The sequence below is a fragment of the Sandarakinorhabdus sp. genome, assembly GCF_040398645.1.
Lineage (GTDB): Bacteria > Pseudomonadota > Alphaproteobacteria > Sphingomonadales > Sphingomonadaceae > Sandarakinorhabdus.
This window is the reverse complement of record NZ_JBBATR010000005.1, coordinates 58,742-78,911: the sequence shown is the minus strand read 5'-3', so window position 1 is coordinate 78,911 and position 20,170 is coordinate 58,742. Positions and strand designations below refer to the sequence as shown.

Genomic DNA, 20,170 nt, shown 5'->3' with positions numbered 1-20,170 from the left:
CAGGAGCCGACGTTGGCGCGGATGCTGGGGGGTCCGTCCTGAAATGTCGATGTTTGAGCCGATCGTTATGCCGCACCGCACGCGCAGACCGCAGTCGCGCCCGGCCCGCAGACTTGAGCCGCGCGCCGCCTTCGGATTTTTCCGGACCAATCTTGCCGGCGCAGTCGTCAGCCTGTCGCAGCCGACTCTGGCATCGTCCAAGATCAGCGGTGGCGATTGCGCCGCAGTGTGTCGGAAAGGGCGCTCGCCAAATCGCGTGAGGTAGCTTTGTCCAACCTCGCCGAGGTGGGTGAAGCCTTCTTCAAGCGCGGTGGCCGCAATGGTGACGCAGGTGCCGGCTTCGATACGTCGGCGAACACGCTCCAGGCGGATATGGCGCAAATGGGCGGTGATCGAGGTTCCGAGTTCTCGGGCGAACAGCGCCTGTGCCGAGCGCAGGCTGATATTCGCATGGTGCGCCACATCGACAAGGTCGATCCTGCCGCGGCTGTGGCCTTCCAGAAAATCCAGGCAGCGGCGCAGAGCGGCCGAAGGCGCGCGCTCCGCGTCCGGCCTCACGTTGCAGGCGATGACCCGCGCGAGATGGTAGCCGAGCAGATCGCCGAGGGCGGCGGCAGCGGCCGGCACCGCGAGCAGTGCGTCTCCGTCCTGCTCGAGTTCGGCGAAAGCCTGGCGAAGTGCACGTGTCGCCTATAGCGCGGAGAAACCTGTCGATTGCCAGTGGCGGCTGGCAAAATCCAGCGGGGCGTCATAGCAATGCATTGATCGGAGCAGGCTGGTCATCCTGTCGACTGGCACCGCAAGTGACATGCCGGCATAGCCGTCGCTGAAGCTGCCGCTCGCCTCGGGAGGCAGGAAGCTGAGCCCAGACTGCTTATTGATCTGCGACTGGCGCTCGCCGCAGGCCGCCGTCGCCTCTCCTTTGACGACGACGACTGCGCGAATGGCCGTGTCAACCCGGTTGAGGTTGGATTCAAAGGCCGTGGTCGCCTGCCGACTGATAACGACGCCGCCCAGCATCACGGTAGTTGAACGATAGCAGAAGTCGGCGCGGCCCTTCGGCTGGATCCATTCGCAAGACGGGTGCATGCGCCGGATCAACGCGACCGCTTGATCAGGATCGTTCGTGCTGCTCGTGCGCAGCGCAAGAGGGGCCCGCTGGCGATTCAGATGCATTGCATGCTCCACCTAACTATACCGTGAGGTACTTTGTGTAGGCGAGCCAAGTCAAGTTTGGATCTTGGCAATGCATCTTTGCACCTCCGGCGCCATGCCGGCGGCACTCATCCTTTGCGGTCTTCAGCCGCTCGCAGACGCATCAGGCGATCCCTGTCGAGAAGTTCTATGCTGCCATAGCCCAGGCTGAGGATTCCTTTGTCTTCGAAGTCCCGCATGGCGCGGCTGACAGTGTGGCGCGACACGCCGGCGAGAAAGGCAAGTTCGGCTTGGGTGACTGGGATGTGCGTGCGGCCCGCCGCAAGGCGGAGGAGCGCGGCTGCGCAGCGCCGCTCCGCGCTTGGCAACAGACTGTCGAAAAGCGCCAACATCAGCCGGGCAAGCAATGCGCGTGCCGAATGAACGAGAACCATGTGCAGTTCGGGATCACTGCCGCGCAGCCGGTCGAGTTGCGCAGGACCAATGGTTGCCACGATCACCGACTTTCGGGCCGTGACGGTTGCTAAGGCACTGTTCACGCCAGACGCGAGCGGCATCAATCCTTCGCTGGTCGGAAGCAATGTGGGAATATTTGCGGTGGCAACCCAGGCTGGCCCGGCAATGATGACTATGGGACCGCAATCCGCGGCCCCGGCACCGCTCGTCAAGCTGACAGACCCGGCAAGGAGCGCGATCAGAGGCGGCGATTGGTCGCCAGCCAGGGTGATGATTGCGCCGGGCGGCACCGGGCGCGGGCACAGTTGCGCGCCGAGCCGGGCTTCGAGAGAGAGCGGCAGAACTCCCGCAAAGCGGTCGGCTACCGCGGGAGCGCGGGCCAGGACTGCTGCGGCAGACGAAGCGATGAATTTGTAATTGCTCATGCCCCCGGCTTGTGTACGGAACTGTGGGTCCACGCTATCGAGTGTGCGCAAACCTGTCGGTTGCGCGCCGGAAAATCAGTGGGCGGGAGCCGCCTGCGTGCTGCTGCTCATCTGCGCGACCTTTGCAGCGGGTTTTGGCGGCAGGACGCCAGCGCCGCCACCGAAGCGCCCGCCAGCAGGATCATTTTCCACATAGACATAGTCTCCAAATGGCCCGCAGCCCCTGTGAGCGCGGCGCGGCCTTGCGTGCCGGCTATGCTTCGGCCGGACAATGATCATTATGTGGAAATGACTGTGCTCCATGATTTGCATGTTATTGGATTGCCAAGCAAGTACGCTGGATAGGTCCGCAACCAGCACGCGGCGGCCGGCTGGTGTCAGCCGACAGCAACGACCGGCTTGACCTGCGCCAGCATGGTGAGCAGTTCCTGATAGAGCAGCGGCGCATGGACCGGGGCGAGGGTGAGGGTGCGGATCACAACCACCCCGCCAACCACCCGTTGGACCATCCCTTTATCGATCAGCCGGTTGGTCTTGCGCCGGACGGTTTCGTTGTTCATGCCCAGCCGGATGGCAATTTCCGTCACGGATATCGGGCGCAGCGCTACGGCCAGCAATTCGCGATCGATCCAGCCATCGGCGTGTGACAGCCCGGGATCGGCCGCCACCGAGCGGCTGTTTTCGACATAGATGGTCAGAAAGATGGCGGCGCTGTCGCGGTCTGCCCCGAACAGGCTGGTGCTGGGCAGCATCACGCGCGCAATATAGTTGGCGACAAGCAGGGTGACCAGCGTATCGGCCGCGGCAAGCCGGGTGAAATCGAGATCGAGGGCGTTGCGCAGCTCAGCAACGGCGGCGACGTCATAGCCATTGTCGATAACGCGCTCTTGCAACTGGGTGGCAAGCAGCGCCAGCTGCGCCGGCACGCCGCCCGGCGTCGCGATGAAGGCTGGAGCGCCGGCCAGATCCACGATGACGCCGTGACGATCGCCGAAGCATTGACCGGCCTCGCGCATCGCCGTGACATTCCGGCGTACTGTTGTGTAATCGATGCCAAGCCGAACGGCGATCGCGGCGACCGACACCGGGCGGCAATCAACCGGTGTCACAGGGGCGGTGTTGAAACGCACAGCGAGCATTGCATCACCCAGCAAATGCTGGGTGTTCGCCACCATGGCGCAATGGTAGATTTCAACCATGAGCGTATCGCCGCCGAAAAAGCGGAACCAGCCGCTGACGATATCGAGCAACCAGGCATCTATAGTGCGGCCGATGCTGCGCAGCGGCGGCCCCGGATCAGGCGCGGGCACGACCGGGCCAGCCAAGGCTAGTCGCATCACCGGACGTGCTTGCCAGAGCCGCAGATGCGCCTGTCAGCAGGATCATTTGCCACAAAATCGACCTCTTGAGCGCAGGACGGTTCACCCTACCGGAGATCATACGAGTGTCATGTTGTTCTGGCTTGATCCATGGCCCTGGCCGCCTTGCAGGGGCCAAAGATGTCCATTTTGAGCATGTAACCCGACTGTGGGCGCGTCCGTGGCGGCCCGGAAATGCAAAACCGGCGGCTCCTGCCCAAGACGCCGCCGGCCGTGTCATACGGCCAGGCGGTGCGCAATTGCGCCGGCGCAGCATGGCACCGATACCGCCAAAGCCGGCCATCAGCATCGCCCAGCTCGATGGCTCGGGACGTAGTGTGGGTTCTGGTGGCAGCGCAGCTGACCGGGTCGCTGTCCGAACTTCAACGACCGGTCCTGTCAAAAGCAGACGCTGATGCAGCCGATAACGAACGGCGACAGTTGGGTCGAGGCTGTGTAAAAACGCCCGGATGGATTGGGGCAGCCAGTTCTCGGCAGTGACGGAAGAGCTGGTAATGATGTGATTGTCAGGTCCGGATCGCCACAAGCAGCGCCGGGAGGCCCATCATTTGGATCATCCGCTTCATGTTGTAGGCGAGAACGCTGAGGCTCATCTCGGTTCTCACGTTTTTCAGTGTTCTGGTGAGGAAGTGCGTACTGCCCATCCATGATTTGAGCGTGCCGAAGACATGTTCGACAGTTCGGCGGCGGATGTACGCCTGTGAAGATTAGATACTTGGATGTCTGCTTTCGGTACCTGCACGCCCGAAAACTGCAAGCGCGCTTACGGCCCAAAACCCGACATTCCGCTCGACATGTGCCGACAACGAAGCATTGCTGTGTCGGCAGGCTGCAATCGGCAGAAGCGCTAGCCCTGAGCATCACCACCCTCGGGGCTTTGGCCAGTGGGAGCAGCATACCGCTACTCCGCACGAGGAGCCAGCAATGACCACAACGCAAAAGACCACACGCCGGGTCTTGACCATCCGCAAGTCCGTGGCGGAACGCGATGCACCAAAGACCCCGGCCGCCCTGGTTACGCCAGTTACACCAGTCGCACCCGACCCGTTGCCCCGTGTGAGCAAGCCAAGCCTGATCCGCGCGCGGCTGGAGGCAAATGGCGGTGCCAGCCTTGCTGAGCTCGTCGAGGCCACCGGCTGGCAGCCACATAGTATCCGGGCTGCCATGACTGGCCTGCGAAAGCAGGGCCTGACCATTGAGAAGACGCTGGTCGATGGTGTCACGCGCTTCGCCATCGTTGTTCCTGAGGTGATCGGCTGATGGCTGGGTTGAGCCTTGCTGAGGATATCGCCGCCCTGGCCGCGATGAACCTCGATGCCCTGCGCCATGTCTGGTGCACGCGGATGCGGTCCCAACCGCCCAAGGTCAGTGCGGGCCTGCTGCGCCTGGGACTGGCGCATGCCATGCAGGAGAAGGCGCTTGGCGGCCTCTCAAAGGCCGCTGAGAAGCAACTGAACCTGCACGGCGCGGCAGGCCGTACGGGAGACAGAGTCACGCCCCTGCGTGCACCTCGACCTGGCATGCGGTTGGTCCGCGTGTGGAACGGGGTGGCGCATGTCGTCACGGTCTCGGAAGCCGGCAACATCGAGTGGCGGGGCAAGACCTGGCGCAGCCTCAGCGAGGTCGCCCGCGCCATCACCGGGACCCGTTGGTCAGGGCCACGGTTCTTCGGGCTGCGCGACAAGGCAGACGCGGCATGAAGACCATCCGCTGCGCCATCTATACCCGCAAGTCCTCCGAAGAGGGGCTGGAACAAGACTTCAACAGCCTGGATGCCCAGCATGCTGCCTGTGCGGCCTATATCACCAGCCAGGCCAGCGAGGGCTGGTCGCGCGTGGGCAGCCGTTACGAGGATGGCGGCATCTCGGGCGGCACCCTGCAGCGGCCGGGGCTCATGCGGCTGCTGGACGACATCCGATCGGGGCTGATCGACATTGTGGTCGTCTACAAGGTCGACCGTCTGACCCGCAGCCTGCTTGACTTCTCAAAGCTGGTCGAGACCTTCGACCAGGCTGGGGTCAGCTTCGTGTCGGTGACCCAGTCGTTCAACACCACCAATAGCATGGGCCGGCTCACCCTCAACATGCTGCTGTCGTTCGCCCAGTTCGAGCGAGAGGTCACCGCTGAGCGTATCCGGGACAAGATCGCTGCCTCCAAGCAGCGCGGCATGTGGATGGGTGGCACCCCTCCGATCGGCTATCGACCCGACGGACGTAGCTTAGCGATTGTTGAAGACGAGGCCGCCCTCGTGCGGCGGGTGTATGCGCTCTATCTGGAACTGGGCATTGTCAGCGACCTTCAAGCGCATCTGCTGCGCGAGCGGATCGAACAGCCAGTTCGGATTAGCCTGACCGGCCGAACCTATGGCGGCGGACCGTTCAACCGAGCGCAGCTCTATCGGATGCTCAACAACCCGCTCTACATCGGGCTGATCTGCCACGGCGCGCAGCGCTATCCGGGCAACCATCCACCCATCATCGACATGGCGTTGTGGGAGAATGTACAGGCACAGTTGTCAGGCAACACCCAGGGCAAGCAGCAGGCGCCGACGGTCTGCGATCCGGGTCTGCTCGTAGGCAAGCTGTTCGATGCCGATGAGACCCCGCTAGTGTCGAACCACAGTGCCAAGGGCAAAGTCCGCTACCGCTACTATGTCAGTCGGCATCTGCAACATGGTTGCACGGGCACTGATCGTGCGAAGAATGATGGCGCCAACGGTGTTCGGATCCCGGCGCTCGAGATCGAGCCGCTGATCATTGCCGCCATCACCAAGCAACTCGGCGACATGATTGGGTTGGCGACGGCACTGGGTTACGATCTCGGCGGACCCGATGCCGCCTGGCAGCTTACGCAGCGCGCAGAGCAGCTTGCCAACATCTTGGCCACCAGTCGCCCTGCGGCACAGCAATCGCTGCTCTCGACAATCGTCCGCAGGATCGACGTCCACCCTGAGGCTGTGCAACTGACCGTCGCTACCGATGCGCTGCGGGCGGCCCTCAAGCTCTCCGACGTTCCGGCCGTTGATCCTGCCAGCACGCCAGCGACTGACATCGGCATCACCCTTCCGGTCCGCCTCAAGCGCAGCGGCATGGCCATGCGTCTGGTGCTGGAAGCTGGCGGGTCAGCTATACCCAGGTCACCCGATGCCCAACTTCTGGCTGCCATCAGCAAGGGCCGCGCCTGGTGGCGCCAGCTGCAAGCCAACCCGGACATGACCGTTGCCGCGCTCGCCCGCGCCGAAAAGGTCGGCCCCACCTATGTCGACCGCATCCTGCGCCTCGCCTTCCTGTCGCCCAAGATCATCGAGGCCATCATCAGCGGCACCGCGCCAGCCAACCTCACGCTCGAACGGCTGAAAGACGTAAAGCTCATCGACCTCGATTGGGCCGAACAGCATCGCCTCCTGGGCACCGCCTGAGCCGCATCGAGCAGCCGATGCACACGCTGCCGTGGCTAGAATCCCCACCGGCCAATCAGGCGGCAGAGATTCTCTGCCGTTTGGGCGGCTCCACGGACGACTTAGGGGATTCTCTGGTCAGAACCGCGCCGCAAACCCCCGCAAATGCCGGAGGAATTTGTAAGGCTCCGAAAATTGCCTAAGTCATTGAAATCATTGGCGGAGCGGGAGGGATTCGAACCCTCGATGAGCTTTTGACCCATACACACTTTCCAGGCGTGCGCCTTCGACCACTCGGCCACCGCTCCGCAGCGTGGAAGTGTGGCCGATAGCAACTGCGGGCCGGGGCGTAAACTGCCTTGCATCGGCAGCGGCCAAGAAAAAGGGGCGGCACCTTGCGGCGCCGCCCCTGCTGCGAATGTCCCGTGCCAGATGATGGCGCGGGGGTTGGCCCTCCCTTGCCTTGGCTTACTGCAGCAGCTGGGTAACCTGGCTGGCCGACTGGTTGGCCCGTGCCAGCATCGCCTGCGCGGCCTGACCAAGCACCTGATTTTTGGCCAGCATGGTTGATTCCTGGGCAAAATCAGTATCCTGGATGCGGCTGCGTGATGCCTGCAGGTTGGTGCTGTTCGACGACAGGTTGTTCACCGCTGCTTCGAGGCGGTTCTGCACGGCACCGATGTTGGCCCGGTCGAGGTTGACGCTGGTAAGCGCCTCATCGATCGCGTCAAGCGCTGCGGTGGCCCCTTCGACAGTCGACACATCGACTTCGGAGATGCGCAGGCCGCCCTTGTTGGTGCCATAGGCGTTTTCTTCAAAGCCCAGGTTGCCAAAGTTGGACGTGCTGCCAAAGGCGAGGCTGCCGGCGCGGACATCGATGGTCTTGGCCGATTCCAGCCGCACCGTGCTGTAGGCCGTTTGGATGGCGGCCGTTGGCGCGGTCGGATCAGTGTCGCCGACAACAGTGTAAGCACTTCCGGTGCCCTTGATCGTCGCACCCGCCAAACCGAAGTTGGCTGCGGCGCCTTCGTCGGAGTCAAAGTACACCGAGACGTTGCGGCCGTCTTCAGCTGTCAGATCAAGACCACCAAGGCCGTTGTCCTTGGCGACAACGCCCGTCAGGCCGCTGTATTTGTTGATTTCCTTGGCGACATTGTCACGGGTTTGCTGGGCCGTGTGGTTTTGATCAAGCGTGATGTCGAACAAGGTGCCGTTGATGCCCAGCGTTGCCGTGGCCGTGGTTCCGATCACCGTGGTCGTGGTTGATTGGATCGTCTGGCTGTTGGCCTTGGCAATCACGCCCGTCTGTTCGCTGGACGCGTTGATGGCATTGGCAATGGCGATCGCGCTGCCGGCCTTGGCCGACGACGCCACCGCAGTGGAGCTGAAGGTATCATCACTTCCGTTGGCAGCGCGGATGGCAACGCCGTTGATCGACAGATCACCACTGTTCAGTGTACGCGCTGTGGCGGCACTGGTAGCGACAGCGCGGGCATCGGATGACACGGTGGAAACACCGCGATCAAAGCTGCCGGCGGCGAGACCAGACCGCGTGATGCGGGCAGTCGTGCTGTTGTTGCTGCCGATTTCGATGGCCTGGCCATTCAGGCTTTCCAGGCTGAACGAACCCGATTGCGCGCCAACCTTCAGGCCGCTTTCTGCTGCTGTAAGCGTGGTGAGCGCAACTTCAATGTTGCGGCCATCATCGGCTTCGAGGCGCAAGCCGGCATTGTTGTCACCGGTATCGACGGCGCGAACGCCGGTTTGCCCAGCGATGGCGTTGATTGCATCACGAACGATGCGGCGGCTGTCGGAGGCGTTTGCAGTGGTCGTGATCGACGCCGTGGTAATACCGTTGATCGACACCGAGCCGGTGTTGGCATTGGCAGTCATGGCCGAGCCGGTCATCACCGTCTGGCCAACGACGGCGCGCACGCCGCTTTGGGCCGTGGCGGCATTGATGGCGGCGGCCTTGGCCAACGCCGATGCAGCCTTGTTGCCCGACGATACATTGTCTGAATCAGCCGCGGACGAACCAATCTGCACGCCGTTGATGATCAGATCACCGCCTTGCAGGGCCTGGTTGGTGGTCAGGTTGGCGGCCGTGGCTTCAAAGGCGCCAGTGGCGGTCAAGGCCGGGCTGGAGCCGAGGCCAAGATCACGCGCCCGGGTCGAGCTGAGGCTGAGTGCCACGGTTTCACCCGCGCGGCTGCCGGTTTGCAGCTTGACGCTGCGTGCCGAGCCGTCAAGCAACTTCTGGCCGTTGAAGTTGGTGCGCACCCCAATGTTGTCGATTTCACCGGTGAGCTGCTTGACTTCGGCCTGCAGGGCGGTGCGATCGGTGCCGGTCAAGGTGCCGTTGGCAGACTGGACAGACAGTTCGCGCATACGCTGCAACATGTTGGTGACTTCGCCCATCGCGCTTTCAGCGGTTTGCGCCATGCTGATGCCATCGTTGGCATTGCGCATCGCAACTGCAAGCCCGCGGACATCGGCCGTCATTTTCTGGCTGATGGCGAGGCCGGCGGCGTCGTCCTTGGCGCTGTTGATGCGCATACCGGTGGACAGACGCTGCATGGCGGTGCCCATGGCAGTGTTGGCAGTACGCTGCGCATTCTGGGCGGTCAGCGCGTTGATGTTGGTGTTAATCACGGTCATCCTGGTAACTCCCGCTTCCCGCCGCCGCACTGTTGCGGGGCGCTGCCATTGATACGGCACGCAATGAACATTGCTTAAACACGATTACAAAAGGCAATATTGTGAACCACTTGGCATTTCCTTTCCCCATCCTGCACCGGGATAATGATGTGGCCGTGATCGCAAAACCGGCCGGGCTGGCCGTGCATCCTGGACCGCGCACGCCGCGCAGCCTCGAAGATTACCTGCCCGGCCTGGCCTTGACCGGCTTTCGCCCGGTGGCCGCCCACCGCCTCGACCGCGACACATCCGGCTGTCTGGCGGTGGGCCTGTCGCGGCGCGGCGTGAAGCTGCTGGCGGCGGCATTTGCCGGCGGAGGCGCCGAAAAACACTATCTGGCAGTGCTTGCGGCGCTGCCAGCGCCGGCAGCGGGGCTGATCGATGCGCCGCTGGCCAAGATTTCAAGTGCGGAGGCTGGCTGGCGCATGGTGGTTGCTGCCGGCGGCAAGCCAGCGCGCACGCACTGGCAGGTGATCGACAAGGCCAGCCGCTTGGTGGCGTTTCGGCCGGAAACCGGGCGCACCCATCAGATCCGCGTGCATGCCGCCCACATCGGCTGCCCGATTGCCGGGGATCCGGTTTATGGAGACAGTATCGGCCCGATGCGTTTGCACGCCCGCGCGCTGGCAATCGCCTTGCCCGATGGCCGGATTATTCGGGCGCAGGCGCCGATGCCGCCGAACTGGCCGCCCCTGCCCCAGCCGGCGGAGCCCTGACCGGCAGGTTTCGTGCCAGCACGCGCCCCTGGAACCCAATGAAATCACTGTAGTTTTCCGCCAATAGCGCCAGACGTTCGTGAACAATCTGCGGCCCGATGCGCTGCACCACACCGTCCACCAGCAGATTGAGCAGCGAGGCCAGCGCGGTGTTCATGTCCCAAAAATGACCCAGCGCGACTTCGGCGGTGAGCAAATGCGGGGTGAGATCGCGCGCCCATGGGCAATAGGGATCGGTGATCAGCACCAGTGGCCGACCCGACGCCGCCACCTTGTCTGCCAACACGCGAAACTGCCGGGAATAGCGCCGTACATCGATGACCACGAACACATCAGCCGGCCCGGCATCAATCAAGATATCGTGTATGCCCGCCGCCCCGTCGATGGTGCCAACATGGCTGCGCACATAAGACAGATGCCGGGCAAACCCAGCCGCCAGCCCGGCTTCGGTCTGGAAACCGGCGACGTGCACGCGCGGCGCCGCCACCAGCAGCGCAACGATATTGGCCCACACCGGGGTTTCGGCCAGCGCATAAACACCGGTGATCGCGGCCAGTTCGGCTTGCAGCCTTGCATCGGCCGATGGCGCCGGGCGCGTGAGCAGCCACGGCGCATCGCGGGCATCGCCGCGCAGATCGGCCTTCAGAGCCGCCAGATTGGCATAGCCCAATTGCTTGATCAGCCGCGCCACGGTCATCGCCGACACGCCAACCCGGCTGCCGATCGACGCGGCGGTTTCGAAGGGGAGTTGATCGAGATTGTCGCTAAGCCAGCCGGCAATCATCCGTTCCGAAACAGTGAGCTGGTCGTAATTGTCGGAAAGCCGCTGGCCCACACGCGATGTCATGTGCGATTGATACCACGGCAGCTGCCGTGTGCAATCGGTCACATTGCGTAGATGCCGATCGGTCGCCGGGCGAAGCCGTTCAGAACTTCACCTCTTTCCATGCCTCGCGCGCGAAAAGCGGCGCCTGATCGGCATAGTGCGGCGATTGTGGCCGGCTGGCGGCAGCACCGAAATGGTGCACGCTATTGGTGCGCACTGTGCCATCGGCCGCCCATTCAATCAGCATCATATAGCCATCGCCATTGTTGCCCACCCGCCTGCCATCATCGGCCGGCGTACCAATCACCGCGCGCAGCGCATCGGGGCCGCCGCACATCGGCAGATCGACCTTGCCGCGGCGCAGGCGCTGAAAATCACCCAAAGGCACATCCAGCCGGCCAAAGTGCGTCTTGAACAAGGCCACAGCCTCTTCCAGGCCGGCGCGGGCGTTGGGCACGGGCTTTTGAAGATAGGCAAAGCGCGCGTGCTGGGCAAAGGCCAGCGCCACCAGGCCATCGGCCGGTCCGTTGCAATCCAGCGTGAAATCCCAGCGCCGGATCAGATCCTGCGCTTGGCCGAGATCGGGCCGGCCCTTGGTGTCCAGCGCCAGCACTTCGGTCCACCAGCGGCCAGCCCAGCCCGTGCGATCATAGCCCTTGTCGAACTTGATGCTGAGCAGTTGATCGCGGCTGATCTGCTGATTGCCGAGCCCGGCAAAGCGCGCCTGGTAGCGCTGCGCCCGGTTGGTGACATAGGTTTCTATGCCCATTTCCACTGGGAAATCGCTGCGCTTCAATTGATTGGCGGGCGCGGTTGATAGGAATGGCGTGTTGTTGCTGTTGGCTACCCAGCCGGCCGGCGGATCAATCACATGCGGATTGCCGGCAAAGGGCAAATAGCTTTGCCACACGAGCTTCGACGTATCGCCTGGCAGCACGCCCTTCCAATCAAAGCCTGCCGCCCGCGCCGGAAAGAGCGCGTTGTAGAACATGCCGATATGGCCCTTGGCATCGGCATAGACGAAATTGGTGCCGGGGATGGCCTGCATCGCCATGATCGCCTGCCATTCAGCAAAATCCCGCGCCTTGTTCAGCCGGTAATATTGCTCCACCTGCCGGACATCGCCAATGCCGGCATAGCGGATGGCAAAGGCGCCCAAATCATTCTTGATCACCGGGCCATGCACACTGCGATAGATGGTGCGCGGGATTGGCAGCACCAGCGGGCCGAACTTCACCCGCAGCCACACGCGGCGCGATTCCAGATCGCGCCACTGCCCGTCATAGCGATAACGATCGCCGCTTTCATCGAGCACCAGTTTATACACATCAATCAGATCGGGGCGGTTAACGGTGTTGGCCCAGCCCAGATGCTTGTTGTGACCCAGCAGCGGATAGGGCGCGCCGGGGAAGTTGGCGCCGGCGAAATCCCAGCCTTCATCCGAATGCACCACCAATTCCCACCATGTCACCGGGCCCTCCCAGGGCTGGTGGCTGTTGACGATCAGCCTGGTGACGCCATCGGCGCTGCGCTGGCCAGCCACGGCAAAGGCATTGCTGCCGCGCTCATCGGCCGGCCCGGCATCGCGCGGCGGCAATTTGCCATCGATCAGCGCCGACAACGGGCGATCCAGCCCAAAGAAGAACGGTGAGCGCAAGGCAAAGCCCACCACGATATCGCGGCCGTTGACCGGGAACAGGCCTTGCAGCCGAACTTCCTGGCTATTCTGTCGGGCATAATCGTTCAGCCCCTGCGCATAGGCCTCGACCAGCGCGCGCGTGGCGGGCGACAGGGTGGCATAGCCCTTTTCACCGACTTCAGTGGCATCCAGCAGATGGCCGGCGAAATCCAGCTTGGCGCCGCCTTCGCCCAATATCGCCCCGGCACGGCCACGCACCGCCGCAAGCGTTTCCTCCAGATTTCGGAAATCATCCTGCGCTTGGGCCATGGCAATGCCATAGGCAACATCGGCATCGGTTTTGCCATTGATGTGCGGCACACCCCATTCATCCCGCGTGATCTTCACGGCGCGCGGGCGCACGGGATCGGCTGCTGGCGGGGAGCTGAGAATTGCATCCCAGCTCGCAAGGCCGACTACCACCGCCGCCACGGCAATGCTGGTCCAGAACAAGGCGGTAAACCAGCGCGGCATGTCAGCGAGTGTCCTTCACGATCATGCCGCCCTTCACCACCGCCTTGATATCACGCAGCAGGTTCACATCCTGCGTGGGATCACCGGCAACTGCGATGATATCGGCGTAACGACCAACGGCGATCTGGCCCACATCGGCTTCGCGGCCCAATGCTTCGGCAGCCTTGGTGGTGGCCGCGCGGATCGCGTCGGCCGGGGTCATTCCCCATTCGACCATCTTGGCGAACTGCCGGGCGTTGTCACCGTGGGGATAGACGCCAGCATCAGTGCCAAACACCATCTTCACCCCAGCTTTCCACGCGGCCTGGAAGGTCTGGCGCTGTTTCAGGCCGACTTCCTTTTCCTTGGCTAGGTTTTCCGGCGCAAGGCCATTCTTCTCGCCTTCGGCTAGGATGTAATCATCATTGTAGATGTCCATCGAGAACCAGGTGCCGGCCTTCCGGGCCATTTCGATGGTTTCGGCATCGGCGAGGCTGGCATGCTCCACCGTATCCACTCCGGCGCGGATTGCCGCCTTTATGCCGTCGTTGCCGTGCGCGTGGGCGGCAACTTTCATGCCCAGCATATGGGCTTCTTCCACCAGCACGTTCATCTCGGCCTGGGAAAATTGCTGCGCACCGATGCTGGTGCCCAAGCTGAGCACGCCGCCAGTGGCGCAAAACTTGATCACTTCGGCGCCATATTTGTGCAGTTCGCGCACCTTCTGGCGAATGGCATCTGGCCCGTCGGCGATGCCGGGGCGGTCCCGCGTATATTCGGCGGGCAGCGCATTGGAATCGCAGTGGCCGCCGGTAGCGCCGATGGCATAGGTTGCCGGCACGATGCGCGGCCCCGGAATAGAACCGCGTTCGATCGCCTTTTTCAGTCCGATATCGCCATAATCCCCCGATCCCACATTGCGCACGGTTGTAAAGCCGGCATCAACCGTCTTTTTCGCCATCGCAGTGCCAATTGCCGTCCAGAAGCTGCCGGGATAGCGCAGGCGCTGCAACCCCGAAAGCGTGGGATCGCTGGTCAGGTGCACATGCATGTCGATCAGGCCGGGCAGGATGGTGTGATTGCCCAGGTCGATCAGGCGCGCATCGGCCGGTATCGAAAGCTCACCCTGGCGGCCCACTGCAGTGATGCGGCCATCGACAGCTATCACCAGCGGGCGATCTGTCGTCTTGCCGCTGGCCACATCGAACATGCGTGCGGCACTGATGGCCACCGTTTCTGCCGCTGCCGGTACCGAGCTCATCAACAGCGCCGCCGTCATCAATCGTGCCCGCATGTACCTGCTCTCCCCTGCAACGCCACGGCATAGGGCTGTACCGCGCATGCCGCAAGCAACGCGTTCAGGCAGGTTTGTCAGGCTACCAACGGCGCGCGCATGGCTGACACCATTGGCACTGGTGCGCCATCGCCCATCACCAGCGCCGCCAAAAACTGATCGACACAGGCATCCCAGCCAAAGCGCCGCCCGGCTGCCACGCAATCGGCGCGGCGCGCCCTCAATGCCAGGTGCATCGCAGCAGACAGATCATGCGAAACCGCGCCGATACGCCCTGGCGCGCGGCCATCGCTGCCAAACCCATCCTGGCCAATGATATCAAGCGGGCCTGGCACCGGATAGCCGGCCACCGGCGTCCCGCAGGCCAGCGCCTCAATCATCACCAGGCCGAATGTATCGGTGCGGCTGGGAAACGCCATCACATCGGCGGCTGCATAGGCGCTGGCCAACGCCGGTCCATGCAGCGACCCCAGAAAATGCGCATTTGGAAAACGTTTCTGCAAACTGTCCAGTGCCGGGCCATCGCCAACCACCAATTTGTCACCAGCCCACGACGCTGTCAGAAACGCTTCGATGTTCTTTTCGATTGCCACCCGGCCGACATGCAGCGCCAGCGGGCGTTTCAGCCCGGCCGCAACCGGATGCGGCGCCAGATCGGGACGAAACAATGCGGTATCCACTCCGCGCGACCATGGCCGCGTGTCTGGCAGGCCGTGGCTGGCCAATTCCGCCGCCAACCGCGGCGTCGCTACCATGATGGCACTGGCCGCACCATGAAAGCGGCGCAGCACGCGCCACACGCGTTCCGGCCAAAGCGATTCAGAACCTCTGCCGATGCGTGCTGCCACATAGTCCGGAAAGCGGGTGTGGAAACTGGTGGTGAATTTCATGTCGTTGGCGATCGCCCAGCCGCGCGCCAGCCAACCCAGCGGGCCTTCGGTGGCGATGTGCAGGGCGTCTGGTGCAAAATCGCGAATCATGCGCGACACACGCCGCCGCGACGTCATCGCCAGCCGGATTTCCGGGTAAGACGGCATCGGCACCGACCAGAATTGATCGGGCGAAATCACCTGCACCCGCACCCCGCGCTCTGCCAGCAAGCGCACCGTGGTGGCCAGCGTGCGCACCACGCCGTTGACCTGCGGTTCCCAGGCGTCGGTTACCAGCGTGAGACGGAACATGGCGGCGCTTTCTTGCTGTTCTGCACTGTCAGGCGAAAGCATTGGTCGGCGCGTCCTGAACGGAAACCGAATGATTTGCAGAACTGCGGGTGATTTCGGCCCAATCGAGGATTTCGATGCGGCCATCGCCATGCTCAACCAGCGCCGTGCAGCTTTCGACCCAATCGCCATCGTTCATATACACCACGCCGCCAAAATCACGGATTTCGGCTGAATGAATATGGCCGCACACCACGCCATCCACACCGCGCAGCCGTGCCGCTTCAGCCACTGCTTCTTCAAAGCGGCTGATGAACGCCACCGCGTTCTTGACTTTCTTCTTGATGTGCGCGGAAATCGACCAATAAGGTAGGCCGAGCTGGCGGCGCGCCCGGTTGTAATACACATTCAGCCGCAGCAGCAGCCCATAGCCAATATCGCCCGCCCACGCCAACCAGCGATGATAGAGCACGATGCCATCGAATTCATCGCCGTGGCAGACCAAGAAGCGCCGGCCATCGGCGGTGGTGTGAATCGCCTCCAGTGCGATTTCCACGCCGCCAAAGCCCAGACCGGCATAGGGCCGCAACATTTCATCATGATTGCCGGGAATATAAACGACGCGGCAGCCCTTGGCCGCCATCTTGAGCACCCGGCGCACGACGTCATTGTGGCGCGGCGGCCAATACCAGCCACGCTTGAGTTTCCAGCCATCGATGATATCGCCGACGAGATAGAGGGTTTCGGGTTGGATCGATTTCAGGAAATCCAGCAGAAGATCGGCGTTACAGCCCTGGGTGCCCAGATGAATATCGGAAATCCACACTGTGCGCAGGCGCAGCTTGCCGGATGGCGTGCGTTCATCTTCGTCCAGCAGCCATGCCGGAGGCACGGGCGGCACTTGGTCACCGATCGCAACCGGGCGACCGACCTGTTCTCGCCACTGCACGGCATCGGCAACATCAAACGGCAGCGAAGCCATGCAAAGCCCCCTGTAAGTGCGCCAAAGTCTGCAGCCCAAGCGTACCCCGGGCTCAATTCGCGCCTTGCTATGCCCTGACGCCATAGTGGATGCAGATGACAATGCCGTGACGTTTGCTTGACGGCAGGCTGTTATCCACAGGGATATTCACAGCCCACTGGCAACGGCAACGCACCAACAAAAAAGGGCGGCCTCGCGGCCACCCCTTTCGTTGCAGTTGCAGTGTGGATCAAAACTTGACGCGAGCACCAAAGCGGATGGCCCACAATGATCCGTTCAGATTGACGCCCTCGGTCGGCGGCAGGAAGACCCCGGTGTTTGACCGGTTGGCAAACTGGTACTGGGTGCAGGCTACAGTGGCGCAGGTCACGTTGGCCACTGTCCCATAGCCCGGGAACGCGACTTGGCGGATGACGCCCCAATCCTTGTTGACGAGGTTCAGGAAGTTTTCGATGTCGGCGCTCAATTCGATCTTGCCGCCAAACACAAACGGCACTTCCTGGCGCAGCGCCAGATCGATGCGGTTGTACCGCGGCGTCTTGCCGATGTTCTTGGGCGCGATACCGCCCTGGAAGCGATTAAGTTCCGAATTCTGCACGAAATTCTGGAAGCCGGCAAAATCGAACCCTGGGGCATAGACGACCCGGGTGTCGGCAGTGATCGAGCTTACGTTAGGAACATAAAGCAAATACCGGTTGTTGGTGCCGGGCACGCCGAACACCGCCGAACGGTTATTTCCAGATGCCTGATCAGCAAACGTATAGCTGAAACGCTGGCCGGACTGGCTGTTGGCAAACAATTCGACGCGGGTCGTGTTGTCACCAAACAGATTGAAATCATAGCTGGCGGTCAGGCGGAAGGCATCGTCACGCTGATAGCTGGAAATGCCATAGGCGGCATTGTTCGGATCGATGCCAGCTGCGGCGTTGTTGTAGTTTGATGCCGCCACCGACGACGTGCCGTTGTTCACGTCCCGTGCGCGCTGGAACGTGTAAGCACCGCCAAGGCGGAACCCATTGGACCAACGCTTGTCAAAGCGGGTGACGATGTTCCAGCTGTAGCCTTGATCGACATTGGTCAGGAACACATCCTGTGTGGTGGCGTTCGGACCCAGACCGGGGAATTGCTGATAGCGCAGACGGCCATCTGGCAACGTGCCGTTTGGCACCGAACGCAGATCGGTCCAGGTCGCCTGATTGTTGGAACGGCTCCAGACCACATCGAGGCCCAGCTTCCACTCGTCACCAAGGAAGCCGAGGTTGGCCAGATATTCCAGCGTGCCGGAAACGCGCCATGTCGATGGGATGCGATAGCCCGGATCCAGCGAGTTGGTCGGCGACGTCGCCGTGCCGGTGGTGCGGATGGCATCAACCAACGACTGCGGAATGCCAGTACCGCCCGTGACGTTATTCAACGTCGCCGCGCCAATGGTGTTCTGCTGGTCGGCTGTCAAGCCGGTGATGCCGGCAATGGTGAAGGTGCCATCCGTGTTGCGGCGCACCTGCACGCGGCCCAGCGTCGGGCCGGGGTTGGAATAATTGTTCGAAATCCAGACGTTCGGGTTGCCGCCGCCGAAGATACCAGCCGACCCCCGCAACTGGAGGCGATCGCTAAGCTGCCAGTTCAGGCCAAGCCGAGGCTGGAACAAGCCGCGACCGTTGAGCGTGCTGTTGTTGCGAAATCCGTAACGGCCCGTGAACGCATCATTGAAAAACGGCTCGTCAGGCGTGTCGAACAGATCGTAGCGCATGCCGGCAACCAGCGTCAGATTGCCAAGATCGATCGTGTCCTGAATGCCAAACGACCAGCTGTTGTTTTCAAATTCGGCCCGCACCGTATCGATACCGCCGCGCAGTGGCACGGCATAATCGACTTCGTTGGCGCGGCGCGCTGTCAGATCGGCGACCGAATCGAAATACCAACCACCGCTCACGCGCTGGGCAAACAGATTGTTCACCGCTTGCGTGCGGCGCTCAACAATCGCCTTCACACTGTGATTGTTCATCTTCAGTGTTGCCTGGAATTCGAAGTTCAGCGACTGCGAGCTGAGTTCGTTGGCCTGACGGCTGATATCCGGGCCAAATTGCAGGCGGCGCGTGCCGGGTGCGCAGGTCAATGGTGCCGAACCGTTGGCCGGCTGTGGCGGCACGGTGACAGCGGGCGGCGCCGGGTTGACCGCATCCAGGCAGGCCTGGAACTGACCGAAGTTGCGATCGCTGAACGGCACCTGCAAACGCACATAATCGGCGTAGGAGACACGCGCCTGCGTCGAGAAATTGTCGCTCCACTGATCGTTCACTTCGAAGATGCCGAAGTGGTTGACCGCGCCCTGGTTGTAGTTGTTGGACAGCAACGCGAAGGTCGGGTTGGTGGCGTTCAATTCGCCAACGCCGGTCTGGCCGGCCAGCACCGAACCTTCGTTGTACATGTAGGTGAACGCAGCGCGGTGGCCATCAGCGATGTTCAAATCGAACTTCGCGACGACCTTGTCATCCTTCTCAAGGATGTCGCTGGCAACACCGCCGGTGTCGAACGCGTAGGCACTTTGGGCAATCTGGCTGATCTGCGAGATTTGCGCATCGGTGATGCCAAGCGAGCCGGGGCTGATGGCAGCCGGCACAACGTCACGCGTGCGCTCGTAGGTGACGGCAAAGAACAGGCGATCCTTGATGATCGGGCCAGTCAGCTGCGCGGTGTAGATCTGCGATTCAAACGCGCCGGTGCGCAGCACGCCGCGGGCATTGTCGCCGCGCAGCTTGTCGCTGTTGTAAAATGCACCAGCCAGCGCCGTAAAGCGGTTGCTGCCAGACTTCAGCTGGGTGTTGATGGCGCCGCCCTGGAAAAAGCCCTGGCGAATGTCCACCGGCGCGACTTCGACCGAAAATTCGCCGATGGCATCCAATGGCACCGGGCCGCGCGTCGACACCAGGCCGCCGGCTTCCAGGCCGAACGGGTCGCCGAAGGCCACGCCGTCGACGGTGAAGCGGTTGAAGCGGTTGTTCTGGCCGGCAATCGAGATGGCACCGCCGTTGGTAGGATCGATGTTAACCATCGGATCGCGTGCAGCGAGGTTGCGGATATCGCGATTGACGTTGGCCACGCCGGCAATGTCCCGCGCGGTCAGCACGGTGGCAGCGCCAGTACCGATGCTGATGGCGCTGCGGGTGCGTGCGGCGGTCACGGTGATGGCCCTGCCAGCGGCGGCCAGCATGACCTCAACACGCTGCGGCGTGCCGGCGGTCAAGCCGTCCAGCGTTTCGGTGACAGCGTCAAAGCCGGGTGCCGCGACGGTGATGCTGTAGGGGCCACCAAGGCGCAGGCCAGTGGCATTGAACTCACCGCCGCCGCCCGATGTTTGCGAAACGCGCGTGCCCGACGGCGTGTGGATGACGGTGATGGCGGCACCGGCAATCGCCGCGCCTTTCTCGTCAACGATGGAGCCGCGAATGGCAGCTGTGGTTTCCTGGGCCTGCACCGCAGCCGGGATGACAAAAGCCGGGACGGCGAGCGCGGCGAGCGCAACACCAAGACGAAGATGACGCATGACAATAC

General features: G+C 62.6%; 16 protein-coding genes, 1 tRNA gene and 1 pseudogene. 4 read left to right on the top strand and 14 right to left on the bottom strand.

Translation table 11 applies throughout. The annotated features are described in order from the left end of the window. The 6 genes and pseudogenes from ABWP50_RS02420 to ABWP50_RS02395 all read right to left on the bottom strand — a co-directional run. Positions 1–627, bottom strand: a 627-nt coding sequence (locus ABWP50_RS02420; protein ID WP_353216389.1) for a helix-turn-helix domain-containing protein, incomplete at its 3' end; no start/stop codon positions are given. A gap of 63 nt (positions 628–690) precedes the next feature. Further along, entirely contained in the window at positions 691–1,176 is a 486-nt protein-coding gene (locus ABWP50_RS02415; protein ID WP_353216388.1) for a hypothetical protein, read from the bottom strand. Positions 1,177–1,283: 107 nt separating this feature from the next. After that, on the bottom strand, positions 1,284–2,036 hold the full coding sequence (locus ABWP50_RS02410) for a Crp/Fnr family transcriptional regulator (RefSeq protein WP_353216387.1): 753 nt from the start codon (positions 2,034–2,036) through the stop codon (positions 1,284–1,286). 377 nt (positions 2,037–2,413) lie between these two features. Next, on the bottom strand, positions 2,414–3,373 hold the full coding sequence (locus ABWP50_RS02405) for a DeoR family transcriptional regulator (protein WP_353216386.1): 960 nt from the start codon (positions 3,371–3,373) through the stop codon (positions 2,414–2,416). Next, positions 3,333–3,797 (bottom strand): PEPxxWA-CTERM sorting domain-containing protein, encoded by a 465-nt coding sequence (locus ABWP50_RS02400; RefSeq protein WP_353216395.1) that lies wholly within the window; start codon positions 3,795–3,797, stop codon positions 3,333–3,335. The genes ABWP50_RS02405 and ABWP50_RS02400 overlap by 41 nt, the downstream gene beginning before the upstream one ends. 124 nt (positions 3,798–3,921) lie before the next feature. After that, positions 3,922–4,107, bottom strand: a pseudogene (locus ABWP50_RS02395) (transposase); the annotation flags it as partial. Between the two features lie 265 nt (positions 4,108–4,372). On the opposite strand from ABWP50_RS02395, the gene ABWP50_RS02390 reads away from it, so the two are divergent. Genes ABWP50_RS02390 through ABWP50_RS02380 form a run of 3 tightly spaced genes read left to right on the top strand, consistent with a single transcriptional unit; the run spans position 4,373 to position 6,833 of the window. Beyond that, complete coding sequence (locus tag ABWP50_RS02390; protein WP_353216385.1) at positions 4,373–4,675, top strand: DUF3489 domain-containing protein; 303 nt, start codon at positions 4,373–4,375, stop codon at positions 4,673–4,675. Next, positions 4,675–5,115 carry a DUF2924 domain-containing protein gene (locus tag ABWP50_RS02385; protein ID WP_353216384.1) on the top strand — a complete coding sequence of 147 codons (441 nt, stop codon included), beginning with the start codon at positions 4,675–4,677 and terminating at the stop codon, positions 5,113–5,115. The genes ABWP50_RS02390 and ABWP50_RS02385 overlap by 1 nt, the downstream gene beginning before the upstream one ends. Then, positions 5,112–6,833 carry a recombinase family protein gene (locus ABWP50_RS02380; protein ID WP_353216383.1) on the top strand — a complete coding sequence of 574 codons (1,722 nt, stop codon included), beginning with the start codon at positions 5,112–5,114 and terminating at the stop codon, positions 6,831–6,833. The genes ABWP50_RS02385 and ABWP50_RS02380 overlap by 4 nt, the downstream gene beginning before the upstream one ends. 196 nt (positions 6,834–7,029) lie before the next feature. On the opposite strand, the gene ABWP50_RS02375 is transcribed toward ABWP50_RS02380, so the two are convergent. Both ABWP50_RS02375 and ABWP50_RS02370 read right to left on the bottom strand, forming a co-directional pair. Next, positions 7,030–7,120: transfer RNA gene (locus tag ABWP50_RS02375), tRNA-Ser, on the bottom strand. 160 nt (positions 7,121–7,280) lie between these two features. Next, a complete protein-coding gene (locus tag ABWP50_RS02370; RefSeq protein ID WP_353216382.1) occupies positions 7,281–9,470 on the bottom strand; it encodes a flagellin N-terminal helical domain-containing protein in 2,190 nt (729 codons plus the stop codon). Positions 9,471–9,625: 155 nt separating this feature from the next. On the opposite strand from ABWP50_RS02370, the gene ABWP50_RS02365 reads away from it, so the two are divergent. Further along, on the top strand, positions 9,626–10,225 hold the full coding sequence (locus ABWP50_RS02365) for an RluA family pseudouridine synthase (protein WP_353216381.1): 600 nt from the start codon (positions 9,626–9,628) through the stop codon (positions 10,223–10,225). Here the strand turns inward: ABWP50_RS02365 and ABWP50_RS02360 are convergent. From ABWP50_RS02360 to ABWP50_RS02335, 6 genes are all read right to left on the bottom strand, one after another. Continuing rightward, a complete protein-coding gene (locus ABWP50_RS02360) occupies positions 10,161–11,072 on the bottom strand; it encodes a MurR/RpiR family transcriptional regulator (protein ID WP_353216380.1) in 912 nt (303 codons plus the stop codon). The two genes, ABWP50_RS02365 and ABWP50_RS02360, sit on opposite strands and share 65 nt — an antisense overlap. Positions 11,073–11,151: 79 nt before the next feature. Then, entirely contained in the window at positions 11,152–13,203 is a 2,052-nt protein-coding gene (locus ABWP50_RS02355; RefSeq protein WP_353216379.1) for an acylase, read from the bottom strand. Position 13,204: 1 nt separating this feature from the next. Further along, positions 13,205–14,476 (bottom strand): Xaa-Pro dipeptidase, encoded by a 1,272-nt coding sequence (locus tag ABWP50_RS02350; RefSeq protein WP_353216378.1) that lies wholly within the window; start codon positions 14,474–14,476, stop codon positions 13,205–13,207. 77 nt (positions 14,477–14,553) lie between these two features. Beyond that, on the bottom strand, positions 14,554–15,558 hold the full coding sequence (locus ABWP50_RS02345) for a glycosyltransferase family 4 protein (protein ID WP_502950957.1): 1,005 nt from the start codon (positions 15,556–15,558) through the stop codon (positions 14,554–14,556). Positions 15,559–15,685: 127 nt separating this feature from the next. Further along, positions 15,686–16,618, bottom strand: coding sequence for a UDP-2,3-diacylglucosamine diphosphatase (locus ABWP50_RS02340; RefSeq protein WP_353216376.1), 933 nt, complete (start codon positions 16,616–16,618; stop codon positions 15,686–15,688). Positions 16,619–16,847: 229 nt separating this feature from the next. After that, entirely contained in the window at positions 16,848–20,162 is a 3,315-nt protein-coding gene (locus tag ABWP50_RS02335; RefSeq protein WP_353216375.1) for a TonB-dependent receptor, read from the bottom strand. Positions 20,163–20,170: the final 8 nt, after the last annotated feature.